Source organism: Pseudoalteromonas maris, assembly GCF_049257235.1.
GTDB lineage: Bacteria > Pseudomonadota > Gammaproteobacteria > Enterobacterales > Alteromonadaceae > Pseudoalteromonas.
In genome coordinates, this window is the sequence record NZ_JBMMUF010000005.1 from 51,432 (window position 1) to 74,786 (window position 23,355).

Sequence of the window (23,355 nt, forward strand, 5' to 3'; positions counted from 1 at the left end):
AGGTTGCTCGCAATAACTCTATCATAGAATTAAAGCATTATCGTGGCAACGTATTGAAATTAAAAAACGTTTTCCAGTAAAAACAATGTTTTTAGTGAAAGTTAGTAAATATTCATTGATACGATTCTACCCATTTGACGATCATTACATAATGAGCAAAATAATTTAAACTGTTGCTCAGTAAGCCTTTTTTGCTATTCTCTTTGTGCAGGGAAGCGCGCTTTAGGTATGATAATTTTATCGAGGTAGGCCGGTTCTCAAAAATAATATTAAAAATAAAGGAACTAAAATATGAAAAAGCTAACAGCGGTTTCGATTGCTTCACTTACTCTAGCATTATTAGGCGGTTGTGCCGCTAAACAGGAAGTAACTCAATATACAAACAGAACAGCACCTGAAACGGTATGTATTGCCAAGCACAGTTCAGTAAAAGAAGGTTTTCTTACAGCTATGCAAGAAGGTTTTCAAAAGCATGACATAGACACGCGGGTCATAGATGCTACATACGAGGTTAAACATCACAGTTTTCAACCAAAAGTTGACCAAGGTGCAACCCAAGACTGTACCGCTCTGGCATTTTATACGGCGAACTGGCATTGGGATCTAGCTCTCTACATGGCCTATGCGAATATCTGGGTTACTGACACCGAGCAAAAAGATACCTTGGCTCAAGCTAGTTATGTTACCGGGGGCGGATTAGATAAATTTATCGACGCAAGAAAGAAAGTCCTCGAATTAATAGATCAAATGTTCGCTCAAGTACAAGCAAATAAAGAGCAAAACACAATTTCTTCAACTGCTGCATCAGCTAACTAAAAAAGGCGACATAAGTCGCCTTTTTTAGTTTTCATACCCAAGATTTGGTCCAAGCCAGCGCTCGGCCTCTTCGAGTGTCATACCTTGGCGCTGAGCATAATCTTCCACTTGGTCCTTTTGAATACCTGCAACAGCAAAATATTTTGAGTCAGGATGCGAGAAGTACCATCCGGACACGGCGGCCCCCGGCCACATCGCATAAGAACTGGTTAGCTTCATACCAATGCGATTTTCCACATCCAGTAGCTGCCAAATTTTACGCTTTTCAGTGTGCTCTGGACATGCAGGATAACCCGGTGCAGGGCGGATCCCTTGGTAGTTCTCACGGATAAGCTCGTCATTACTGAGGTTCTCTGTTGCAGCATACCCCCAATGCACTTTGCGCACTTGCTCATGCAAATATTCAGCAAAGGCCTCAGCCAATCTATCCGCTACGGCTTTAACCATAATTTTATTGTAATCATCACCTTGAGCATCAAATGCATCAGCCAGCGCATCTTCTTCCAAGCCCCCGGTTACCGCAAAGGCACCAAAATAATCTGGCGTACCTTTGGGGGCTATGTAATCAGCCAAACAATAATTAGCAAAGCCCTTTTTCTCGGTTTGTTGACGCAGTTGCGAAGAACGAACGATTACCTCAGAGCGACTCTCATCGGTGTAAATTTCAATGTCATCGCCCACACGGTTTGCTGGGAATAAACCAATCACACCTTTAGGTTGCAGACTGCCTTTTTGTTCGAGTTCATCAAGCATGGCGTTGGCGTCAGCAAATAATGATTGAGCCTGTTCACCGACCACCTCATCATTGAGGATGCGCGGGTATTTGCCAGCAAGCGACCACGTCATAAAAAACGGTGTCCAATCTATATAGTTGCGCAGTGTGCTAATTGGCACATCTTCGAACGCTTGCACCCCCAAAGTTGCAGGCACAGGCGGCGTATAATTTTGCCAATCTAACTTAGCATGGTTAGCACGCGCTTGTTGCAAGCCAATCGGCTTTGAACGCGGCTTTTTGCGCGCTTGCTGTTCTCGTACTTTTTCATATTCGGCAGTGGTTTTTGCCAAAAACTCCGTTTTGGCGGTTTTGCTAAGCAAGCTAGACGCCACACCCACGGCGCGGCTGGCGTTGTTCACGTACACTACGCCCTTATCGTATTGCGGCTCTATTTTCACCGCGGTATGCGCCTTTGATGTTGTCGCGCCACCAATTAACAAAGGGATATCAAAGTCACGACGTTTCATCTCTTTGGCAACATGCACCATCTCATCGAGTGATGGCGTGATCAGACCCGATAAGCCAATGATGTCGGCCTTTTCGTCAATAGCCGTTTGCAGGATTTTCTCCGCAGGCACCATGACGCCCAAATCAATGACTTCATAGTTATTACACTGCAAGACAACACCGACAATGTTTTTACCAATGTCGTGCACATCGCCTTTTACCGTTGCCATCACGATTTTACCGTTAGTTTCACCTTCTTGCTTTTCGGCCTCGATGTAAGGGTCAAGATAGGCAACCGCGCGCTTCATTACCCGCGCTGACTTAACAACTTGAGGTAAGAACATCTTACCCGCACCGAACAAGTCACCCACCACGTTCATGCCATCCATGAGCGGCCCTTCAATCACCTCTATCGGCTTGGCAAACTGCTGACGGCAAATTTCGGTATCTTCTTCAATATAATCAGTGATCCCTTTTACGAGCGCGTGCTCTAAACGTTTATTTACAGGCCAAGAGCGCCACTCTAAGTCTTCAACCTTTTGTGCTTGCTCCATACCTGAGTATTTGGGAGCAAGCTCAACTAGTCGTTCACCCGCACCTGGGTCTTTATTGAGAATAACATCCTCAACTGCATCACGGAGTTCTTTGGGGATATCGTCGTAAACTGCCAACTGTCCGGCATTAACAATCCCCATATCCATTCCTGCTTGAATGGCATGGTACAAAAACACCGAGTGAATCGCTTCACGTACAGGGTTATTTCCGCGAAAAGAGAAGGATACGTTTGAGACCCCGCCCGATACTTTACAATGCGGCAGGTTCTCTTTGATACGGCGCGTACCTTCAATGAACTCAACGGCATAGTTATCGTGTTCTTCAATACCCGTGGCGACTGCGAAAATATTTGGATCGAAGATAATATCTTCCGCTGGAAAGCCCAACTCATCGACCAAGATGCGATATGAGCGCTCACAAATAGCGAACTTACGCTCAGCCGTTTCTGCTTGGCCTGTTTCATCAAACGCCATAACCACGACTGCAGCCCCGAAGCGTTTCAGTATCTTTGCCTGCTTGCGAAACGGCTCTTCCCCCTCTTTGAGGGAAATGGAATTGACAATGGCCTTGCCTTGAATGCATTTTAAGCCTGCTTCAATCACCTCCCACTTAGACGAGTCGACCATAATAGGCACGCGAGAAATGTCTGGCTCCGAGGCAATCAAGTTCAAAAACTTCACCATAGCCGCTTTTGAGTCCAACATGGCCTCATCCATGTTGATATCGATAATCTGGGCGCCGTTTTCAACTTGCTCTTTGGCTACCTCCAACGCGGTTTCGTAATCTTCCTCCATGATCAGACGCTTAAAACGCGCCGAGCCGGTGACGTTGGTGCGCTCACCCACATTAGTGAAAAATGCTGTATTGCTCATCAATTCTGGCCTCTTAATTCAAATTACAGGCTTCAAGGCCACTTAAGCGCATGCGTACAGGCAACTCTGGTAGTTGTCGTGGTGCCACATTTTTAAGTCCTTGGGCGAACGCTTTGATGTGCTCTGGGGTGGTGCCACAACAGCCCCCAACAATATTGATAAACCCCTCATTACCCCAATCGATGATTTCTTGCGCCATCTCTTCTGCTTCAAGATCATATTCGCCAAACTCATTTGGCAAACCCGCATTGGGGTGCACCGAGGTAAATGTTTCACACACACTGGAGAGTTCATCCACATATTGGCGCAGCAAGTCTGGGCCAAGCGCACAATTTAGGCCAATTGATAGCGGCTTAATGTGGCGAATGGAATTATAAAATGCTTCGGTCGTTTGCCCTGATAAGGTGCGCCCTGAGGCATCTGTGATAGTACCGGAGATCATCACTGGCAAGCTGGTGCCTGCTTGCTCGAACGCTTCTTCAACGGCAAAAGATGCCGCCTTGGCGTTCAAGGTATCAAAAATGGTTTCAATCAAGATGATATCAGCCCCACCTTCCATCAATGCCAATGTAGACTCAACATATGCCGCAACAAGTTGGTCGAACGTCACGTTGCGATAGCCTGGGTCGTTCACATCGGGAGATATTGAACAGGTTTTTGACGTAGGCCCTAACACGCCCGCCACATAACGCGGCTTATTAGGGGTGTTCGCAGTAAACTCATCCGCAACCTGACGCGCCAGACGCGCTGATTCTAGGTTAATCTCACGACTGAGCTTGGCCATGTCGTAATCTTCCATAGAAATGGTCGTGGCATTGAAGGTGTTGGTCTCAATAATATCCGCACCTGCTTCGAGGTATTCACGGTGAATTTGAGCAATGATTTGTGGTTGAGTCAGGCTTAATAAGTCGTTGTTACCCTTGACTAACACATGCCAGTCAGCAAAACGCTCACCACGGTAGTCTTGCTCTTCCAATTTGTGCTTTTGGATCATCGTCCCCATAGCACCGTCGAGAATTAAAATGCGCTCTTTCAGTGCCGCGCTCAGTGCTTGGTGTTTATTCGGCATAGTTGTTAGTCCTTACATCTTGGCTAACCAAATTAATATCATAGGGTGTAGTCTGGTAAACATAGTAATTTAGCCAGTTCGAAAACAACAAAAAGGCATGACTCTGCCACGTCTTAGATGGCGCGAGTTCTGGATTGTTTTCGGGGAAATAGTTTTTTGGCTTAGGTGCGTCTGGGCCTTTTTGTACATCGCGCTGATACTCTTTTTGTAAGCTATCTGCGTCATACTCTGGATGACCGGTGATATACACTTGAGAGCCACTTTGATTTTTGATCAAGTAAGCACCCACTTCCTCTGAGCCAGCTAATACAACAAGATCTTCGCGTGCCTTAATACTATCAACATCGATATTACCAAAGCGCGAATGCGGCACTAAAAAACGGTCATCAAAGCCGCGTGTGAGTGCCGCATGGTCAAAATAACATTCATGCTCAAATACGCCGCACAACTTATCTTCACGTAATGTGCGCATCAGGCCATGATGGTGGAATAAACCGGCATGAGCGGCCCAACAACTAAATAGCGTTGAGGTGGCATGATGCTCCGCCCAATCGAAAAACTCTTGCAACTCTTGCCAGTAACCCACGTCTTCGTAATCTAAAAAAGCAAGCGGTGCGCCGGTGATAATCAACGCATCGTAGTTAGTGTCTTTCACATCGGAAAAATAGCGATAAAACATATCGAGATGTTGTTCTGAATTTTCACTAGAGCGATGGGTGTCAAGACGCAACAGATCCACATTCACTTGCAAAGGCGTGTTTGCCAGCAAGCGAATAAATTGCACCTCGGTTTCTACCTTATTCGGCATCAAGTTCAAGATCCCCAAACGCATTGGACGTATCTCTTGCGTGCTGGCGCGGCTTTTGGGAATGACAAACACATTCTCATCACGCAAATGCGAAATTGCAGGCAACTCATCTTGAACCGTAATAGGCATAGCAGACTCCATCTTTAGCTTGAACGGCTATTATGACTGGAATGATGTAAATTTCAACCTCTAGATGTTTAGACGTCCATTTAAAAATTTACAGCGAAACGCTTGATTGTCATAATGCCGCGCAGATTAGTTCAATGTCTGAGGTGAAATGTGGGTTTAGGTGAAATTGCTGCAATCAGCGCTGCAATCGTGTGGGCGTGCTCCACCATGCTCTATAAAACCTTTAGCCATCACCTCACGCCAATGCAACTCAATGTAAGTAAAGGCTTACTTGCATCGGCCATGATGGTGGCAGCAATCATTGTGACTCAAGATACACACATGCCCACACATTGGGTGTCTTGGGGTTGGCTTATCGCCGGTGGCATCATCGGCATAGCCATAGGTGATAGCGCCTATTTTGGCGCCTTGCGCAATATTGGTCCGGCGCGCACTCTGGTGATTGAATCACTCGCCCCTGCCCTTGCTGGCATTCTCAACATTATTTTATTAGGGCACTTTTTATCGCTGTTCGCTTGGCTTGGGATAATCGTAACCAGTGTCGGTGTCGTCATCGCCATCTCACCACAACAAAGCTTACAACCCATTGATAAACGTCATTACTTCATCGGTGTGTCACTGGCACTCGTAGCGGCGCTGTGCCAAGCAACCGGCATGGTCATGTCCAAAGGTGCTATGAATACAGAATCAATGAGTAGCCTGTGGGCAGCGCTGATCCGGTTAGTATCCGGCACCCTAAGCGTCGCGCTTGTTGTCGCTGTAATTAAACACAGCGATTTGTATCAAGCGATTCGTCTCAAAGGGATCAGCAATAAACATTGGTTATTAGTGGCAGTATTTTTTGGCACCTTCATCGGTCTTTGGCTGCAACTTGCCTCAGTGAAATACACCGACCCTGCTATTGCCCAGACGATTTTTGCCACCGCCCCACTGATTGTCATGACCATTGGCTTTTTCAAACGCGAACCTATCAGCACCCGAATGATTCTCGGTGGTATTTTGGCGCTGGCAGGTGTGGGGATTTTATTAGCGAATTAAGGGCTAAAAGTATGCCCTTTCGTTGACGCTTTTACCCCAGAGACTCTACAATAACGGCTGTTAAATAATAGTCACAATACAAAGGCTTCTTTCATGGTTTTACCTGATAAGTTTATTTTCTCGATGAGTCGAGTGTCTAAAGTTGTGCCGCCAAAGCGCACCATTCTAAAGGACATCTCATTACACTTTTTCCCTGGCGCTAAAATTGGTGTACTTGGTCTAAATGGCGCGGGTAAATCAACCCTTTTGCGCATCATGGCTGGCGTTGATAAAGATTTTGAAGGTGAGGCTCATCCTCAGCCTGGCGTTAAAATCGGTTACCTGCCGCAGGAGCCACAGCTTGATGAGAACAAAACCGTTCGCGAAGTGGTTGAAGAAGCCGTTAGTGAAGTCAAAAATGCCCTCACTCGCCTTGATGAAGTGTACGCTGAGTATGCGATGGAAGATGCTGATTTTGATGCCCTTGCTAAAGAGCAAGGTGAACTAGAAGCGATTATCCAAGCGCACGATGGTCATAACCTTGATAACGCGCTTGAGCGTGCTGCAGATGCCCTTCGTCTTCCGCCTTGGGATGCGAAAATTCAACACCTATCTGGTGGTGAGCGTCGCCGTGTGGCGATTTGTCGTCTGCTTTTAGAAAAGCCAGACATGTTGATTCTCGACGAACCAACCAACCACTTAGATGCCGAGTCAGTAGCGTGGCTAGAGCGCTTCCTACATGACTACGAAGGCACTGTTGTGGCGGTAACGCACGACCGTTACTTCCTTGATAACGTAGCAGGTTGGATTCTAGAGCTTGACCGTGGTGAAGGTATTCCATGGGAAGGGAACTATTCATCATGGCTTGAGCAAAAAGATGCGCGCCTGAAGCAAGAGCAAAAAGCTGAAAAAGCACGTCAAAAATCAATTGCTCAAGAGCTTGAATGGGTACGTTCAAACCCCAAAGGCCGCCAAGCCAAATCAAAAGCTCGTATGGCGCAGTTTGCTGAACTACAGCACAGCGATTACCAAAAGCGTAATGAAACCAACGAACTGTTCATTCCACCGGGTCCACGCCTAGGCGACCAAGTTATCGATGTTAAAGGCCTTAGCAAGAGCTTTGGCGATCGCATGCTTATCGACAACCTCGATTTTAGCGTACCAAAAGGCGCAATCGTGGGCATTATCGGTGCCAATGGTGCCGGTAAATCAACGCTATTCAAAATGTTAAGTGGCGAAGAGCAGCCTGATGGCGGCGAGATCACGATTGGTGAAACGGTTGAGCTTGCCACCGTTGACCAGTTCCGCGGCAATATGGATGACAGCAAAACGGTATTTGAAGAAATCGCCGATGGTCAAGATGTACTTAAAGTAGGTAACTTCGAATTCCCAAGCCGTGCTTACGTAGGGCGCTTTAACTTTAAAGGCAATGACCAACAGAAGTTCGTCAAAGACCTCTCAGGTGGTGAGCGTAATCGTTTACACCTAGCTAAGCTGCTAAAAGCAGGTGGCAACGTGTTGCTACTGGATGAGCCTACCAACGACTTGGACGTAGAAACACTGCGAGCACTTGAGAATGCTATCTTGGAATTCCCAGGCTGTGTCATGGTTATCTCGCACGACCGTTGGTTCCTAGACCGTATTGCCACACACATTCTGGATTACCGAGACGAAGGTCAAATCAACTTCTTCGACGGTAACTACACAGAATATGAAGGTTGGTTGAAAAAGACGTTGGGTGCAGACGCAGCACAACCTAAGCGTATTAAATACAAAAAAATTGGCTAAGTCTTTATACCAAGTCAGTTAACGATTTTAAAAGCCTCACACTGTGAGGCTTTTTTTATAGCGACTAGGGCTAACCGCCTAGTTATATAGGAAAAAATACTATTTTAGCGCTACACTAAAAGTTGAAATTAGCTTGCTTGGAATGACAATGGAAAATCGTCGTCACTTTACCCGTATTATTTTCCAACGCCCCGCGTTGGTAATGGTTAATGCGCAACATTATGGATGCCACTTGCTAGATTTATCGCTTAATGGTGCATTGATCAGCCACCCTCTGGGGTTACACCCTGACTCAGGACAAAAATTGGAGCTGGTGTTTAACCTTGCAGGCAGCGATATCGATATCAAAATGCAATGTGAAATCGCCCACATTGACCAAGAATTTATTGGCTTACATTGCCTAGAGCTTGATTTAGATAGCGCTACTCACCTAAAACGCCTTATTGAACTTAATGTCGGTGATGATAAGCTATTACACCGCGAGCTAGCACAACTAGCTTCTTTGGAATAACAAAAACGACTCAGTGAGAGCAATTAACTATGTTTATGGAATCCATCCAAGGGTTTGTCCCTTTTATATCTTATTTTGGCCTTGGCTATTTGCTAGTGCTAGCTTTTCTATTCCTTTACAGCCTGGTCACTCCGCATTGCGAATGGACATTAATGAAGGAAAACAATGCTGCAGCAGCTACCGCATTTAGTGGTGCGTTTATTGGCTTCACCTTACCTGTTGCCAGTGCTGCAATTAACTCTGTGTCCTTAATTGATTTCGCCATCTGGGGCGTTATCGCCGGCATCATGCAGCTAGTCACTTTCTTCTTGGTACGTTTGTACATGCCTAAACTGTCAACACGAATTGCTGACGGTCACATGAGTGCAGGTGCATTTTTAGGCGTCGCATCGCTTGCAACCGGAATTCTAAATGCCGCGTGTATTACTTACTAAGGAGCAGTGAGTATGAAACGAACCAGTAAACTAAAACTCACCTTAATGTTAGGGGCGACTGCTGGCCTTACTGGCTGTGGTGACCCTGACGAGTCGGCATTACTCTTTGAGGACGTCAACGATTGTATGAGCTTTGGTGTAGAACAAGAAGTTTGCCAAGCTCAGTATCAAGAAGCGCTCGCTAATCACGCCATTGAAGCGCCAACGTACGTCAACGAAAGTCTCTGCGAAACAGACTTTGGTTATGAACGTTGCGAACAAGAAGGCAGTATTTGGCGTCCTATCATGGCTGGGTTCATGATTGCTATGGTTGCTGAAGCCGTAGACGAAGGCCTAGATTTAATGAAAAAGAAAAAGCGCAAGAAATATGCGTATCTGGGCGGCAGCTATTACTCAGGTTCTAAGCCGTTGTATCGCTCTCGCGATGACTATTTCAGCTTCCGTAACTCTAATAATGACTTCATTGGTGCCTACAACAACCGAGGCACCACCATGGTTAAAAAGTCAAAGATTCACTACAGCAGCAAACCTAAAACGGTTACCCGCTCTCGCGGAGGCTTTGGTCGTCGCGCAGCATCTCGCAGCAGCTTTGGTGGTTAAATGTTTCGCCAACCTATCACTGAGCGGCCCGATTTAGCCGCTCAGGCCAATTACTTTGGCTTTGAATTTTCTCGTATTGATGGTGAAAAGTATTGGGATGAAAGTGCCTATTACCAGTTTACCCTTGCGCAAATAGAAAACGATTTAGAAGACCCAACCAACGAGCTCGAACAGATGTGTTTAGAGCTGGTGGATAAAGTCGCCAAAGATGAATATTGGCTAAAGAAATTTGCGATACCTGAATCATTTTGGGATTTTGTTGAGCGCAGTTGGCGTAGCAAGGAACCGTGCCTCTATGGTCGTATGGACTTTAGCTACCATGGTCAAGGTCCAGCAAAACTCCTTGAATACAATGCCGACACGCCAACATCTATTTATGAAGCAGGCTTTTTTCAATGGCTATGGTTAGAGCAACAGGTTGACCGCGGTGTCCTACCCCGCAAAAGCGACCAGTTTAATAGCATCCAAGAAGCGCTGATTGACCGCTTCACTCATTTTAGTAATCGCGATGCCATCCACTTCGCTCACAGCCGAGATTCCATTGAAGACAAAGGCACAGTGGCCTATCTGCAAGACTGTGCCTACCAAGCTGGCATGCCAACCGTTAGAATGACGGTAGAAGATATTGGTATCGATAACAAAGGCCAGCTCACTGATCTTGATGACACGCCAATAACGCAACTATTTAAACTCTACCCATGGGAAGAGCTGTTTTTGGATGAGTTTGGAGCTGAACTACTCAGCACAGACACCTTATTCGTTGAACCGCCGTGGAAGGCGATTCTCTCGAACAAAGCGATTCTCCCCTTGCTGTGGCAAATGTTTCCCAATCACCCTAACTTGCTCCCTGCCTATTTCGCAGGGGAAGAAGGGGATGGTCTAGAGCAAGGTTATGTCAGCAAGCCGCTATTTAGTCGAGAAGGTGAAAACATTACTTGGGTTCACCCCAGTAAAGGCCGTATTCACGAAAGTGGTAGTTATGGCGATGCTGGATTTATTACGCAGGCGTTAGCGCCCCTGCCCGTATTTGCAGGCAACCATACACTGATTGGCTCTTGGGTTGTTGGCCATAAAAGCTGTGGCTTAACCATTCGCGAAGATAATGGACCAATAACCAAAGACACATCCCGTTTTGTGCCGCACATAATTCTTGGCTAATTACAGACACAAAAAAACCGCTGATTGCAGCGGTTTTCTTTTCTCGTATTAGATAATTTGATTCTCTTTCCACGCTTGCTCTTTAGCCATGCGTTTCTTACGCTTGTCACAAGGGTCATCGCAGTCACACGCCTTTTCAATACCCACAGAGCCAAGACCACCACAGCTGCTGGCCATTGATTTGCGTTGCACAATTACACCGACAGCCATTGCTGCGATAATAATTAAAAGCAAACCGAAAGTGAGAAGAAATAACTGCATTGTCTGTGCCCCTTAAAAATGACAATATTTGGCTGAGTTAGCCACGGGCGCTATTATACGCCCGCTTTGCGTTGACTACAAATATGGTGCAAACGCAGGACTTGAATAGGTTTTTAAACCTTCAGCCGTCTTACTAATTAAATACACAGGTAGATTGTTCGCTTGGGCATAGGCTTTCGCTCGCTCTGTGCCCATCACCGTCAGCGCTGTTGCTAGACCATCCGCTGTCATGGCACTAGGATGCAAGACGGTGACCGAGACCAAGTCATGTTTAATCGGCATGCCAGTCTGAGGGTCAATTAAGTGGGTATACACCTCACCGTCCATTTCGTAGAAAATACGGTAATCACCTGATGTAGCAATCCCCATTGCTCCAGGGGTCAAGGTACGATGAATACGACGCTCGCCCATGGGTGCATCCGGCTGCTCAATAGCTATCACCCAAGGCTTGTCACCAGGCTTAGTACCAGCAACACGCATTTCGCCACCAATCTCAACCATGTAGTTGCTGATGCCATTTTGCTCAAGCAACTGAGCCACTTTATCTATGCCAAAGCCTTTGGCCGTTGCCGAGAAACTTAACTCTAAGCCATCAACAGACTTAGCGAGTCCTTGAGCGCTTAATGACAATTTATCAACGCCAATATTGGCAATCATGGCATCGAGTTGAGTTTGCGTCGGGCGTTGTGTCGGACGTTTGTCTGGACCAAACCCCCACAGGTCGATAAGCGGCCCCATAGTGACATCTAATGTCTGGGTGTTAATACCTAGACGAATAGACTCAGCAACAACAATGCGAAAATCATCGCTGATTGGCATCACTTCATTCGCGCCGAGGCGATTAAATTGGTTAATTTCTGAATCAGGAATATAGGTCGACATAGACTGGTTTACATTTTTAAGCGCCGCTTCAATGTCGCTATGTAACGTGTTGTTCTTAAGTTTTTGCTCTGTGGCATATAACTTAATGTTATAGGTCGTACCCATGGTTTTGCCCTGCAGTAACAACTCTTGTTGCTGCGGCTGTGATGGTGCGTTATCACACCCAGCAAGTACCAATAAACACGTGACTAATATAAAACTCAAAAACGCATTGCCAGAGCGAATGTGCATCATAGTGATAACCGTCCAATCAGATTAAGCATTTGGTTTAAATATAAAAAAAGAGCCTTCAGTCATATCTGAAGGCTCTTAATCTTAACACATTAACGATAGTGGATCGTTAAATTAGCCGCCGAAGTCATCCAGTAGGATGTTTTCGTCTTCAACACCTAAATCTTTAAGCATGTTGATTACGGCTGCGTTCATCATCGGTGGTCCACACATGTAGAACTCACAATCTTCTGGCGCTTCATGGTCCTTCAGATAGTTGTCATACAATACGTTGTGGATAAAGCCAGTGTAACCTTCCCAGTTGTCCTCAGGTTGAGGATCTGACAGAGCTACGTGCCATACGAAATTGTCGTTTTCTGACGCTAGGCCATCGAAATCTTCAACATAGAACATTTCGCGCTTCGAACGTGCACCATACCAGAAGCTCATCTTACGCTTAGAGTTAAGACGCTTAAGCTGGTCGAAAATGTGTGAACGCATCGGTGCCATACCTGCACCACCACCTACGAATACCATCTCTGCATCAGTGTCTTTCGCGAAGAATTCACCGAATGGACCAGAAATCGTTACCTTGTCGCCTTCTTTCAGTGACCAGATGTATGAAGACATCTTACCGCAAGGCAGGCTTAGGTTGTTTGGTGGCGGAGTCGCAATACGTACGTTAAGCATGATAATGCCGAACTCTTCTGGGTAGTTAGCCATTGAGTACGCACGGATTGTTTCTTCGTCTACTTTTGACTCTAGGTTAAAGAAGCCGAAACGATCCCAGTCTGCACGATATTCTTCAGGAATATCGAAATCAGCGTATTTAACATGGTGAGCAGGCGCTTCAATCTGAATATAACCACCTGCGCGGAAAGGTACTACCTCACCTTCAGGGATAGCTAGTTTCAGCTCTTTAATGAAGGTTGCTTTGTTATCATTAGAGATAACAGTACATTCCCACTTCTTGATACCGAAGATTGACTCTTCAAGTTCAATTTCCATGTCGCCTTTAACAGCAACCTGACACGCTAAACGACAGCCTTCACGTGCTTCACCTTTTGAGATGTGATCAAGCTCGGTAGGTAGAATGTCACCACCACCTGATTTCACATCTACACGACACTGACCACATGAGCCACCGCCACCACACGCAGATGATACGAAGATACCCGCATCTGCTAGTGCACCAAGTAGCTTGCTACCCGGTGAAGTTGTAATTGCCTTTTCAGGATCACCGTTGATCCCGATGGTTACGTCACCAGTTGGTACTAGCTTAGATTTAGCTGCAATGATAACTAAAACTAACAGCACAACGATAGCGACGAATACACCTACGCCTAAATATACCTCAAGCATGATTTCTCCTCGCTACCTTATAGTGAAATACCAGAGAATGACATGAAGCCAAGACCCATAAGACCTACAGTGATAAAGGTAATACCTAGACCACGTAGACCATCAGGAACGTCTGAATACTTCATCTTCTCGCGGATACCAGCAAGCAATGTGATTGCCAGTGCCCAACCTACACCTGAACCAAGGCCGAATACCACTGATTCGCCAAAGTTGTAGTTACGCTCTACCATGAACGATACCGCACCGAAAATCGCACAGTTAACCGTAATTAGTGGTAGGAAGATACCCAGCGCGTTGTATAGCGGTGGGAAAAACTTATCAAGTGCCATCTCTAGAATTTGTACTAGGGCAGCGATTACGCCGATGAACGTTAGGAAGCGTAGGAAGCTCAAATCAGCTTCTGGGAAACCTAACCACTCAAGCGCACCTGGAGCAAGTACTGCGTGATAAACCACTTGGTTTACCGGTACTGCAATACCTAGTACGAAAATTACCGCTACACCTAGACCAATTGAGGTTTTAACTTTCTTAGATACAGCCAAGAAAGTACACATACCCAAGAAGAAGGCAAGCGCAAGGTTTTCAATGAAAACCGCTTTAACAAATAAGTTAAGATACTGTTCCACAACTCGCCCCTTATTTCGCTTCTACTTGGTCTTTCTTGTAAGTACGAAGTACCCAGATGAATAGACCGATAATGAAGAATGCACTTGGTGGAAGGATCAATAGACCCATAGGCTGGTACCAGCCACCGTTTTGCACCAGTGGAATGATTTCCACGTCGAATAGTGAACCTTTACCAAATAGCTCACGGATGAAACCAACAGTCAGAAGCACTACTGAGTAGCCTAGACCGTTACCAATACCATCAAGGAATGACATCATTGGTGGCGACTTCATCGCATATGCTTCAGCACGACCCATTACGATACAGTTGGTAATGATTAGACCAACGAATACCGACAGCTCTTTTGCTGTAGCATATGAGAATGCTTGCAGCACTTGGTCAACAACAATTACCAATGAAGCGATAATCGTCATCTGTACGATGATACGAACGCTTGATGGAATGTGGTTACGGATCATCGAGATGAATAAGCTTGAAAACGCTGTAACTAGCGTCAACGCGATTGACATGATCAACGCATTTTTCAAGCTAGAAGTAACCGCCAGCGCAGAACAAATACCAAGTACTTGTAGGGCGATTGGGTTATTGGCGAAGACAGGTCCAAATAGAACCGACTTCATTTCTTTAGTATCAGCCATTATTTCAACGCTCCTTCACGTACTGTCGCAAGGAAAGGACCAAAGCCATTATCACCTGTCCAGTAGTCAACCGTGTTATCAACACCGTTTGACGTCAGTGTTGCACCAGATAGACCATCAACTTCGTTGTTGGTATCTGCGCCATTTTTCACTAGGTCAACAGGAAGCTCTTTGCCTTGCCATTGTGCCGTCCAAGTTGGGTTTTGAATCTCACCACCAAGACCTGGAGTTTCGTTGTGCTTGTAGAAAATGATGTTTTTAACCGTTTCACCATCGTTTTCTAGCGCTAGGAAACCATACATAACACCCCAAAGGCCGTAACCTTGGATAGGTAGAATAATTGATTTCACTGAGCCATCGTCAGCGCGGTTAATGTAAACCGGCGCTTCAGTTGTACGGCGTTGGATACCTGCTTTATCTTGCGCTTTAGTTAGCTTGATACTCATCGCAGCATCAAACTTACTCTTTTCGAAGTCGTAAGCTTTGATCCAATCTACACGTGCTTCTTCTGAATCGAATTGCACTTGCTGACCGTTTTCAACATTAACAACGATAGTTTCGATGTTCTCGTCAAACGTTGACTGAACGTTTGTCACACCTTCAAAACCAGCTGCGGCTAGGATATTGCTTTGAATATCTTTAAGCTTGTTTTCTTGCTGTAGTGGACGCAATTGTACTGATGCTACAGATACGATAATCGCACACACCAAACACAATGAAACAACTACACCAAGCGTTTTGCCGATTGATTCGTTATTACTAGCCACGTGCCAATCTCCTCTTGATGTTTGACTGCGCTACGAAGTGGTCGAATAGCGGAGCAAATAAGTTAGCAAATAAGATTGCTAGCATCATGCCCTCTGGGTACGCCGGGTTCACTACGCGGATCATTACCACCATGAAACCAATTAACGCACCGTATGCCCATTTACCTTTATCAGTGAATGACGCTGATACTGGGTCAGTAGCCATAAAGAACATACCGAATGCAAAACCACCAAGCACTAGGTGCCAGTGCCAAGGCATTGCGAAGGCCGCATTAGTATCAGAACTGATGAAGTTAAGAAGCATTGATGTAACCACCATTCCTAGGAAAGTACCTAGCACGATGCGCCACGAAGCAATACGAACATAAATTAGGAATAAGCCACCGATAGCAATCGCCAGTGTCGACGTTTCGCCCATAGAACCTTGGATAAAGCCGTAGAAAGCATTGAACCAAAGATCCATGTTTGCGTAATCTAGTGCACCTGTAGCCGCTTGGCCTAGGTAAGTCGCACCAGAGAAACCGTCAACCGCTGTCCATACTGTGTCACCTGAAATCTGCGCAGGGTATGCGAAGAAAAGGAACGCACGGCCAGCTAACGCTGGGTTAAGGAAGTTACGGCCTGTACCACCAAACACTTCTTTCGCAATAACTACACCAAAGGTAATACCTAGGGCTACTTGCCAAAGAGGAATTGTTGCTGGCAGGATTAGCGCGAATAGTACAGAAGTTACGAAGAAACCTTCGTTTACTTCGTGCTTACGCACTGATGCAAATAGTACTTCCCAGAAACCACCGACTATGAATGTCGTCGCGTAGATTGGTAGGAAGAAACAGGCACCGTAGAACATCTTCGCAGCCCAACCCGAATCAGCAGTTAACTCACCACCGAACAGTTGGAAAAGACTTACTTGCCACATATCACCTAAAGCAAAGCCATTCGCTAATGCGCCAGCCGCTTGGTGACCAATGTTGAACATGCCAAAGAACATGGCAGGGAACGTTGCCATCCACACTAAAATCATGATGCGTTTTAGGTCGATGTTATCGCGAACGTGAGTACCGCCTTTATTTACATAACCTGGTGTATAAAAGATAGTCGCTACTGCTTCATACAGCGCGTACCATTTTTCATGCTTACCACCGGCTTCAAAATGCGGTTCGATATCTTCTAAAAATTTCTTCAAGCCCATTTTAGCCTTCCTTCTCGATTGTTGTCAGGCACTCACGAAGGATTGAACCATACTCGTATTTACCCGGACAAACGAAGGTACACAACGCTAAATCTTCTTCGTCTAGCTCCAACGCGCCAAGAGTTATTGCGCTGTCTAAGTCACGTGAAATTAGGTCACGTAAAAGTAGTGTAGGCAGAATATCTAGCGGCATTACACGCTCATAGTTACCGATTGGTACCATGGCACGCTTCGAACCACCCGTTGAGGTAGTCATGTTGAATAGACGGCTTGGTGCTAAATGGCCAAGGAAGGTACGCGTTACAGAGAACTTATCGCTACCTGGCGCGATCCAACCAAATAGTTCTTTCTCACGACCTTCTAGCAGAACCGACACTTGCGTGTGGTAACGGCCAAGGTAAGCGTGAGGACCAGTTGCATTGGTACCAGAAAGTACTGAGCCTGAAATGATACGGTTGTCACCGTCTTCAAGTTCACCAGCAACCAAATCAGCCATAGCTGCGCCCATGTGCGTTTTCACTAAACGTGGGTTTTTAACGCGAGGACCGGCTAAAGAAATCACACGATCAGTGTAAATTTCGCCACTTAGGAAAAGGTGACCGAATGCAATCACATCTTGGTAACCTAGGTGCCAAACCTGCTTTGATGCAGATACTGCGTCTAGGTGGTGGATGTGAGTACCTACTAAGCCAGCTGGGTGCTTACCACCAAACTCATGCACTTCAACAGAAGCAACTGATGAGCTAGGTACCTGCGCGCCTGCTTTCTTACACACGTACACTTTACCTTCGGTTAGGCGTGAAACCACAGCCAAACCCGCTTCAAAAGCGTCAGCATTTTGTGCAATCACAACTGCTGGATCAGCAGCAAGAGGATTGGTGTCCATCGCAGTTACGAATACTGAGCTAGGCTTAGCATCTACCGCTGGCACTTTGCTGAAAGGACGAGTACGTAGTGCAGTCCACTGACCTGACTTAACAAGTTGATCGACAACTGTGTCGCGATCTAGGCTTGCTAGTTGGCTTGCTTCGAACTTTGCAAACGTTTCTTGCTCAGTGCCATTAACTTCAATAACAACTGATTGCAGTACACGTTTTGCACCACGATTGATTTCTTTAACTACCCCGGCGGCCGGTGCAGTGTAGATAACGCCAGGATTCTTTTTATCTTCAAAAAGAACTTGGCCTTTTTTGACTTGGTCATCCACACGAACTCGCATGGTTGGACGCATGCCGATATATTCTTCACCTAGCACAGCTACTCGTTTAACGGCTTGGCCGTCATGTATAACCTGCTGAGGTGCGCCCTCTATCGGTAGATCCAGACCTTTTTTTATGTTGATCATACGCACTTGCATTACTTTAAAGGAAAGAAACTTAAAATCTTACCAACCACGCTGCTTAGTATCAGTCGACTCGGCACATAACCGCGTTAATTAAGACGAAGAGCTAATTGTTCGGATGAAAACGCCCCAACAATGAGCAAATAACAACCAACCTAATTAATACAAACGGTATAAAAGAGCACTTATTCCGACCTACGGACCAAGCAACGTAGTGAACCTGTCACATATCTGCCGAATTTTAACATTAATCGCGGTGACTATGCGAGTTAAAAAGTAAAAATTATCCAGCGATCAATGGTCATCCTGAATGAATAAACTTCAATATAGACCAAAGTCTTAATTTCGCGTGATTGAATCACTTTGACATGTGAAAACACGGCTACAAAAAAAGCCAGTCACAGGACTGGCTTATTTAATTAACGAATCAACTTTAGACGAGGTTGTTGATTTGCACGTCAGGATTAACATCCGCGTCGTAATCTACGCCATCTAAATCAAAGCCGAACAGGTGTAAGAACTCTTTGTGGTAACCCACATAGTCTGTTAGCTCGTCAATGGTATCGGTATCAACTGAGTCCCAAATAGCCTGCACGCGCTGTTGCACATCATCTTCAAGCTCTTTGTAGTTTTGGAACAGGTGACCACCATCGTCAAAACGAGGTGTTTCACCGTATAGGTTTTCTTTGAACAGCGCTGTGATTTGCTCAATCGTACCTTCGTATGTGCCATCGGCTTTCATTACTTTGAACAGTGCAGAAATATACAGAGGCATGATTGGAATAGCAGAGCTCGCTTGCGTTACCACTGCATTCAATGAACTGACGTAAGCTTCACCTGAAATCGCTGCCGTTGATGCTTTAATTTCTTGCGCTGCGCGGTCCAAGTCTTCTTTCGCTTTACCGATAGTCGCATGACCGTAGATAGGCCAAGTTAGCTCTTTGCCGATATAGGTATAAGCAGTTGTTTTAAAATTGTCAGCCAACACGCCTGCGTCGTTTAGCGCATCAATCCATAGCTGCCAGTCTTCGCCACCCATCACTTTCACAGTGTTAGCAATTTCTTCTTCACTTGCTGCTTCAACGCTCACTTCATCAATGATACGTTTTGAGGTGTTGAGGTTCTTCGTCGTTACACTATCGCCAATTGGCTTAAGTGTTGAAGAATACGTTTCGCCTGTTTTTGGATCAGTACGACGAGGTGATGCCAGTGAGTAAATCACTAAATCAACCTGACCAAGCTCCGCTTTGATCATATCAATCGTTTGCGCTTTGATTTCGTCAGAGAACGCATCGCCATTGATATTTTTAGACCAAATACCTGCTTCATCAGCAGCCTGCTGGAAAGCGGCAGTGTTATACCAGCCCGCTGATGCCGTTTTCTTCTCTGTACCTGGCTTTTCGAAAAACACACCCAGTGTTTTTGCACCATGACCAAACGCAGATACGATGCGAGATGCAAGACCATAACCCGTTGATGAACCGATCACCAATACATTTTTAGGACCACTACCCAAGTCACCTTGGCTCTTTACATATTCTATTTGTTTTTGTACGTGTGCTGCACAGCCCGCTGGATGAGCGTTAGTACAGATAAATCCACGGATTTTAGGCTTAATGACCATGTTAAAATTCCATTCGTTACCGAAAAATTAGCGCTAGTGTAGCGATTATTCATCGCCACACAGGTCTGATGACTCACGCTGTGACATTATTTATCAAACTTTGACCCACCTAAACAGCGCGGTGAGTCTGGGGCAAGGCCCTGCTTTTCATTAAACTCTTGCGATGTATAGGCATGAATCGCAAGTGCATGAATGTGGTTACTTAGCTCATCGGCAAGGATGGCATTGATCGTGCGATGGCGCTGTAACAAACGTTGACCGTTAAAACTGTCGCTCACTACCACCACCTTGAAATGAGAATCTTGTCCTCGTGAGTGCATGTGACTTTCATTGTCCACTTGCAGATAACTGCACTCAATAGCAGCTGACAGTTTTGCTTCTATTTGTGATTGCATTGACATAAACATTGCTCACCCATAACAAAGATGGCCGCTACTATAACAAAGACGATCGAATGTAGCGAAACGTTAAGTTAATCCGCCCTTGTGATACCTTTCTCTGTTTCGGAAGACTGTGTTCAAAACGTGCTTGGCTGTGCCCTTTCATCACCAACAAACTGCCCGACTCTAGCGCCAAGTCAATTACTTCCTTTGTGCTGCGTTCACGCAATTTGAACTTACGTATGGCGCCCAAAGACACCGATGCAATTGTCGGCTGGGGCCCAAGCTCTGCTTCATCATCAGCGTGCCAGCCCATGCAATCTAAGCCATTACGATAATAATTAATGAGTACGGCGTTAAACGGGCACCCCAACGATTGGCTCAGCCGCTTGCGCATATCATCCAGTGGTTGCAACCAAGGTAGCGGCGTGAAACGCTGTTGCGAATAAGTATATTGTGCGTCGTTATCACCCATGTAGGCTTGTAAGCGCGGGATTGGGTGCCATTTGCCAAATACTTGAATGCTAGGTTGCTGCCATTGCACCGTATCACGCAAATAGCAAAATAAGCGCTGTGCTTTTTCTGCTGTGATAGCGTTTGCCTGATAGCTGAACATCTCGCTACTCAACTGCGAAGGCAAATGCGTGCGGTTTTGGTTGGAGGTGTATGCACCCATCGTGATAAACTAACGCCACTGTCAGTTAAACTCTAATACTCATGATAACATCAGCTCAACTTGGAGGTAATACCTTCACCTTGCATCGCTTTCCGCTACAACAAAAGAATCGCAGCCTGCAAGCATGGGATTCCTCTGATGAATATCTTGTTGAGTATGCCAAAGAGCATTACCCGAGCACGCAGCGACTGTTGATCCTCAACGATGATTTTGGTGCGCTGGCCTGCGCATTTAATGAGTTAACGGCGGATTCAGTTACTGACTCGTATATTGCCATGCAAGCTTGGCAACACAATCTTGCATGTAACAACCTCAATACAGATAACCTGACACCACTTTCGAGTTTATCTGATTTGGCTAACGACTATGATTTGGTTATCGCGAAGGTGCCAAAAAATAGTGGTTACATGCAGCACCAGCTGGCAATGATTTCACAAACACAAAAGCAAGGTACACCTGTCATTTTTGCGGGAAAAACCAAGGCCATTCATACTTCAACGATTAACTTAGTTGAGCGCTATATTGGCCCTGCCACAACGTCGTTGGCAGTTAAAAAGTCACGCTTAATCATTGCCGAGGTCAAGAATAAACCACAGCAAAGCCCGTTTCCCAAACGTTGGCAGCTTGAAGACACTGATTTGTTCATGCTCAATCATGCCAATGTGTTTTCTCGGGACTCGTTAGATATTGGTGCTCGTTTTTTCAGTAACTATCTGCCTCATTCAAAAAAGGCGGTGAATATTATTGACTTGGGCTGTGGTAATGGCGTCATTGGTCTACAAATATTGGCAAAGTGCCCAAGCGCCCATGTAACCTTTGTAGATGAATCGGCTATGGCCGTGGCATCAGCAAAAATGACTGTACAGGAAAATATGCCAGAGGCATTAGCTCGGTGCCAGTTTGTGCATAATGACTGCCTTACAGGCTTTGACGCTAACAGTGCAGATTTGGTGCTATGCAACCCACCATTTCATCAACAAAACGCAGTAACAGACCACATTGCGTGGCAGATGTTTAATGATGCAAAGAAAGTGTTGCGAGCAGGCGGTGAGCTACGTATCGTAGGCAATCGTCACCTAGATTATCACGAAAAACTAAAACGCTTATTCGGTAGCTCCAAGTTACTGGGTTCAAACAAGAAGTTTGTTGTATTAAGCGCGAAAAAATAATAGGACAATTATGTTTATACGTTTGCCAATCTGGAGCCTTCTTGTTGTTGTGTTATTTGTCAGTGGCTGCGCCAATCGCACTACTCAGGCGATACTCGACCCTAAGTATCAAAGTGGCCAATACACGCAATTCAATCAATCTGTAAGCTTAAATATCATTGACCAACGCGCTAAATCAGCAACGATTTCAGTAGCGCACGGTGATGAGCGCTTTTTAATGCCAACACAGGGTTTAGACTCAAAAATGTTCAAGGTGTTTGAACAAGCCCTAAAAGTCAATGGTGCTCAGGTAAGTGCATTGGCAACATCGCAACTTCAAGTGTCAATCCATTCCCTCAACGCGACAGTGACACAGAACACCATAGATCATGTCAGTGAAGCGCAAATCGCATTGCAAGTTTTTGTTAATCGTAACGGCAGCCAGTTTAGCAAAATGTATAATGGTCAAAGCCAATTTCGAGGCCCTTTCGGTTATGACCAAGCGAAAGTAGAAGCCCAACTCAACAAACTCATTGAACAGCTCGTAACGCGTATTATGAGCGACCCTGAACTTAACAATTACATGCAAAAAGGAGCGTCATGAGCACTCGTATTTACGCACTTTTAGTGTCTTTATTTATTCTATTAACACCGCTTGCACACGCGGCTGTACCCGGCGAGTTTGTGCAAAAAGGTAACTTATTTCCACGCGTAGAGTTCGCGACTAGCCTAGGTAAAATTGTGGTTGAGCTCGATAGATCACGCGCCCCTATGACAGTGAATAACTTTTTAACCTACGTTAAAGATGGTAGCTACAAAGGCTCTGTTTTTCACCGCGTAGAGCGTGACGAAGAAAACGACCGCGATTTTGTTATCCAAGGTGGTGGTTACGACAAGGACTATGACGGTCTGTATGAGAATGATCCTATTTTCAATGAAAGTGGCAGTGGTTTAAAAAATGACATGTACACTATTGCCATGGCATATCAGGACCGCAAGCCACATTCAGCAACGCGCCAGTTCTTCTTCAATATGGACAACAATGACCATTTGAACCCAGGGAGTGACTGGGGATTCGCTGTGTTTGGCTCTGTCGTTGAGGGGTTCGATACACTCGACAAAATCATGCAAGTTGAAACAGATTACCAAGAAAAAATTGGCTATTCTTATGTACCTAAACAAGCCGTGATAATTTTTGATATCAAGGTATTAGAAGCCGAAACGTTTTAATTGATATGGGCGACATCAGTCGCCCTTTGCTTTCAA

The 23,355-nt window shown here is 45.6% G+C and carries 24 protein-coding genes; 10 read left to right on the top strand and 14 right to left on the bottom strand.

The genetic code is table 11. The features are described 5' to 3' along the window. The first annotated feature begins 291 nt into the window (after positions 1-291). The gene (locus AAEU32_RS08645; RefSeq protein ID WP_421970132.1) at positions 292-816 is read left to right on the top strand and encodes an Sbal_3080 family lipoprotein; all 525 of its coding nucleotides are present in this window, start codon (positions 292-294) and stop codon (positions 814-816) included. Positions 817-840: 24 nt separating this feature from the next. Here AAEU32_RS08645 and metH read toward each other — a convergent pair whose 3' ends face one another. Genes metH through AAEU32_RS08660 form a run of 3 tightly spaced genes read right to left on the bottom strand, consistent with a single transcriptional unit; the run spans position 841 to position 5,471 of the window. Continuing rightward, complete coding sequence (metH, locus tag AAEU32_RS08650; RefSeq protein ID WP_421970133.1) at positions 841-3,465, bottom strand: methionine synthase; 2,625 nt, start codon at positions 3,463-3,465, stop codon at positions 841-843. 13 nt (positions 3,466-3,478) lie between these two features. After that, positions 3,479-4,534 (bottom strand): homocysteine S-methyltransferase family protein, encoded by a 1,056-nt coding sequence (locus AAEU32_RS08655; RefSeq protein ID WP_421970134.1) that lies wholly within the window; start codon positions 4,532-4,534, stop codon positions 3,479-3,481. Beyond that, entirely contained in the window at positions 4,524-5,471 is a 948-nt protein-coding gene (locus AAEU32_RS08660) for a homoserine O-succinyltransferase (protein WP_421970135.1), read from the bottom strand. Before AAEU32_RS08660 ends, AAEU32_RS08655 begins: the two co-directional genes overlap by 11 nt. A 150-nt stretch (positions 5,472-5,621) precedes the next feature. Here AAEU32_RS08660 and AAEU32_RS08665 point away from each other — a divergent pair, with 150 nt between their 5' ends. From AAEU32_RS08665 to AAEU32_RS08690, 6 genes are all read left to right on the top strand, one after another. Continuing rightward, the gene (locus tag AAEU32_RS08665; protein ID WP_421970136.1) at positions 5,622-6,509 is read left to right on the top strand and encodes a DMT family transporter; all 888 of its coding nucleotides are present in this window, start codon (positions 5,622-5,624) and stop codon (positions 6,507-6,509) included. A gap of 93 nt (positions 6,510-6,602) precedes the next feature. Beyond that, entirely contained in the window at positions 6,603-8,276 is a 1,674-nt protein-coding gene (gene ettA / locus AAEU32_RS08670) for an energy-dependent translational throttle protein EttA (protein ID WP_421970137.1), read from the top strand. Positions 8,277-8,424: 148 nt separating this feature from the next. After that, positions 8,425-8,787, top strand: a complete 363-nt coding sequence (locus tag AAEU32_RS08675; RefSeq protein WP_421970138.1) for a PilZ domain-containing protein — start codon at positions 8,425-8,427, stop codon at positions 8,785-8,787. 35 nt (positions 8,788-8,822) lie between these two features. Then, complete coding sequence (locus AAEU32_RS08680; protein ID WP_421970349.1) at positions 8,823-9,221, top strand: DUF350 domain-containing protein; 399 nt, start codon at positions 8,823-8,825, stop codon at positions 9,219-9,221. A gap of 12 nt (positions 9,222-9,233) precedes the next feature. Continuing rightward, on the top strand, positions 9,234-9,821 hold the full coding sequence (locus tag AAEU32_RS08685) for a DUF1190 domain-containing protein (protein WP_421970139.1): 588 nt from the start codon (positions 9,234-9,236) through the stop codon (positions 9,819-9,821). Further along, a complete protein-coding gene (locus AAEU32_RS08690; RefSeq protein ID WP_421970140.1) occupies positions 9,822-10,979 on the top strand; it encodes a glutathionylspermidine synthase family protein in 1,158 nt (385 codons plus the stop codon). A 48-nt stretch (positions 10,980-11,027) separates the two neighbouring features. On the opposite strand, the gene nqrM is transcribed toward AAEU32_RS08690, so the two are convergent. From nqrM to AAEU32_RS08745, 11 genes are all read right to left on the bottom strand, one after another. Next, entirely contained in the window at positions 11,028-11,240 is a 213-nt protein-coding gene (gene nqrM / locus AAEU32_RS08695; RefSeq protein ID WP_421970141.1) for a (Na+)-NQR maturation NqrM, read from the bottom strand. A 75-nt stretch (positions 11,241-11,315) separates the two neighbouring features. Beyond that, complete coding sequence (locus tag AAEU32_RS08700) at positions 11,316-12,356, bottom strand: FAD:protein FMN transferase (protein WP_421970142.1); 1,041 nt, start codon at positions 12,354-12,356, stop codon at positions 11,316-11,318. A gap of 111 nt (positions 12,357-12,467) precedes the next feature. Beyond that, positions 12,468-13,694 (bottom strand): NADH:ubiquinone reductase (Na(+)-transporting) subunit F, encoded by a 1,227-nt coding sequence (gene nqrF, locus AAEU32_RS08705; protein ID WP_421970143.1) that lies wholly within the window; start codon positions 13,692-13,694, stop codon positions 12,468-12,470. 17 nt (positions 13,695-13,711) lie between these two features. Further along, positions 13,712-14,320, bottom strand: coding sequence for an NADH:ubiquinone reductase (Na(+)-transporting) subunit E (nqrE, locus tag AAEU32_RS08710; RefSeq protein WP_421970144.1), 609 nt, complete (start codon positions 14,318-14,320; stop codon positions 13,712-13,714). 10 nt (positions 14,321-14,330) lie between these two features. Further along, positions 14,331-14,960 (bottom strand): NADH:ubiquinone reductase (Na(+)-transporting) subunit D, encoded by a 630-nt coding sequence (locus tag AAEU32_RS08715; RefSeq protein ID WP_421970145.1) that lies wholly within the window; start codon positions 14,958-14,960, stop codon positions 14,331-14,333. Continuing rightward, positions 14,960-15,727, bottom strand: a complete 768-nt coding sequence (locus tag AAEU32_RS08720; protein WP_421970146.1) for a Na(+)-translocating NADH-quinone reductase subunit C — start codon at positions 15,725-15,727, stop codon at positions 14,960-14,962. The genes AAEU32_RS08715 and AAEU32_RS08720 overlap by 1 nt, the downstream gene beginning before the upstream one ends. Next, positions 15,720-16,919 (bottom strand): NADH:ubiquinone reductase (Na(+)-transporting) subunit B, encoded by a 1,200-nt coding sequence (locus AAEU32_RS08725; protein ID WP_421970147.1) that lies wholly within the window; start codon positions 16,917-16,919, stop codon positions 15,720-15,722. Before AAEU32_RS08725 ends, AAEU32_RS08720 begins: the two co-directional genes overlap by 8 nt. 1 nt (position 16,920) lies before the next feature. Next, positions 16,921-18,264, bottom strand: coding sequence for a Na(+)-translocating NADH-quinone reductase subunit A (locus AAEU32_RS08730; protein WP_421970148.1), 1,344 nt, complete (start codon positions 18,262-18,264; stop codon positions 16,921-16,923). 430 nt (positions 18,265-18,694) lie between these two features. Continuing rightward, entirely contained in the window at positions 18,695-19,885 is a 1,191-nt protein-coding gene (fabV, locus tag AAEU32_RS08735) for an enoyl-ACP reductase FabV (RefSeq protein WP_421970149.1), read from the bottom strand. An 86-nt stretch (positions 19,886-19,971) separates the two neighbouring features. After that, complete coding sequence (locus AAEU32_RS08740) at positions 19,972-20,286, bottom strand: BolA family protein (protein ID WP_421970150.1); 315 nt, start codon at positions 20,284-20,286, stop codon at positions 19,972-19,974. Between the two features lie 34 nt (positions 20,287-20,320). Then, positions 20,321-20,941: an alpha-ketoglutarate-dependent dioxygenase AlkB family protein gene (locus tag AAEU32_RS08745; protein WP_421970151.1), complete on the bottom strand. Its 621-nt coding sequence runs from the start codon at positions 20,939-20,941 to the stop codon at positions 20,321-20,323. Between the two features lie 41 nt (positions 20,942-20,982). Between AAEU32_RS08745 and AAEU32_RS08750 the strand changes: the two genes are divergently transcribed. From AAEU32_RS08750 to AAEU32_RS08760, 3 genes are read left to right on the top strand one after another with little or no spacing between them, the layout of a single operon-like run. Next, positions 20,983-22,110 (top strand): methyltransferase, encoded by a 1,128-nt coding sequence (locus AAEU32_RS08750; protein WP_421970152.1) that lies wholly within the window; start codon positions 20,983-20,985, stop codon positions 22,108-22,110. A gap of 10 nt (positions 22,111-22,120) precedes the next feature. Continuing rightward, positions 22,121-22,693, top strand: a complete 573-nt coding sequence (locus AAEU32_RS08755) for a YajG family lipoprotein (RefSeq protein WP_421970153.1) — start codon at positions 22,121-22,123, stop codon at positions 22,691-22,693. After that, positions 22,690-23,319 (top strand): peptidylprolyl isomerase, encoded by a 630-nt coding sequence (locus AAEU32_RS08760; RefSeq protein WP_421970154.1) that lies wholly within the window; start codon positions 22,690-22,692, stop codon positions 23,317-23,319. The genes AAEU32_RS08755 and AAEU32_RS08760 overlap by 4 nt, the downstream gene beginning before the upstream one ends. Positions 23,320-23,355 lie beyond the last annotated feature (36 nt).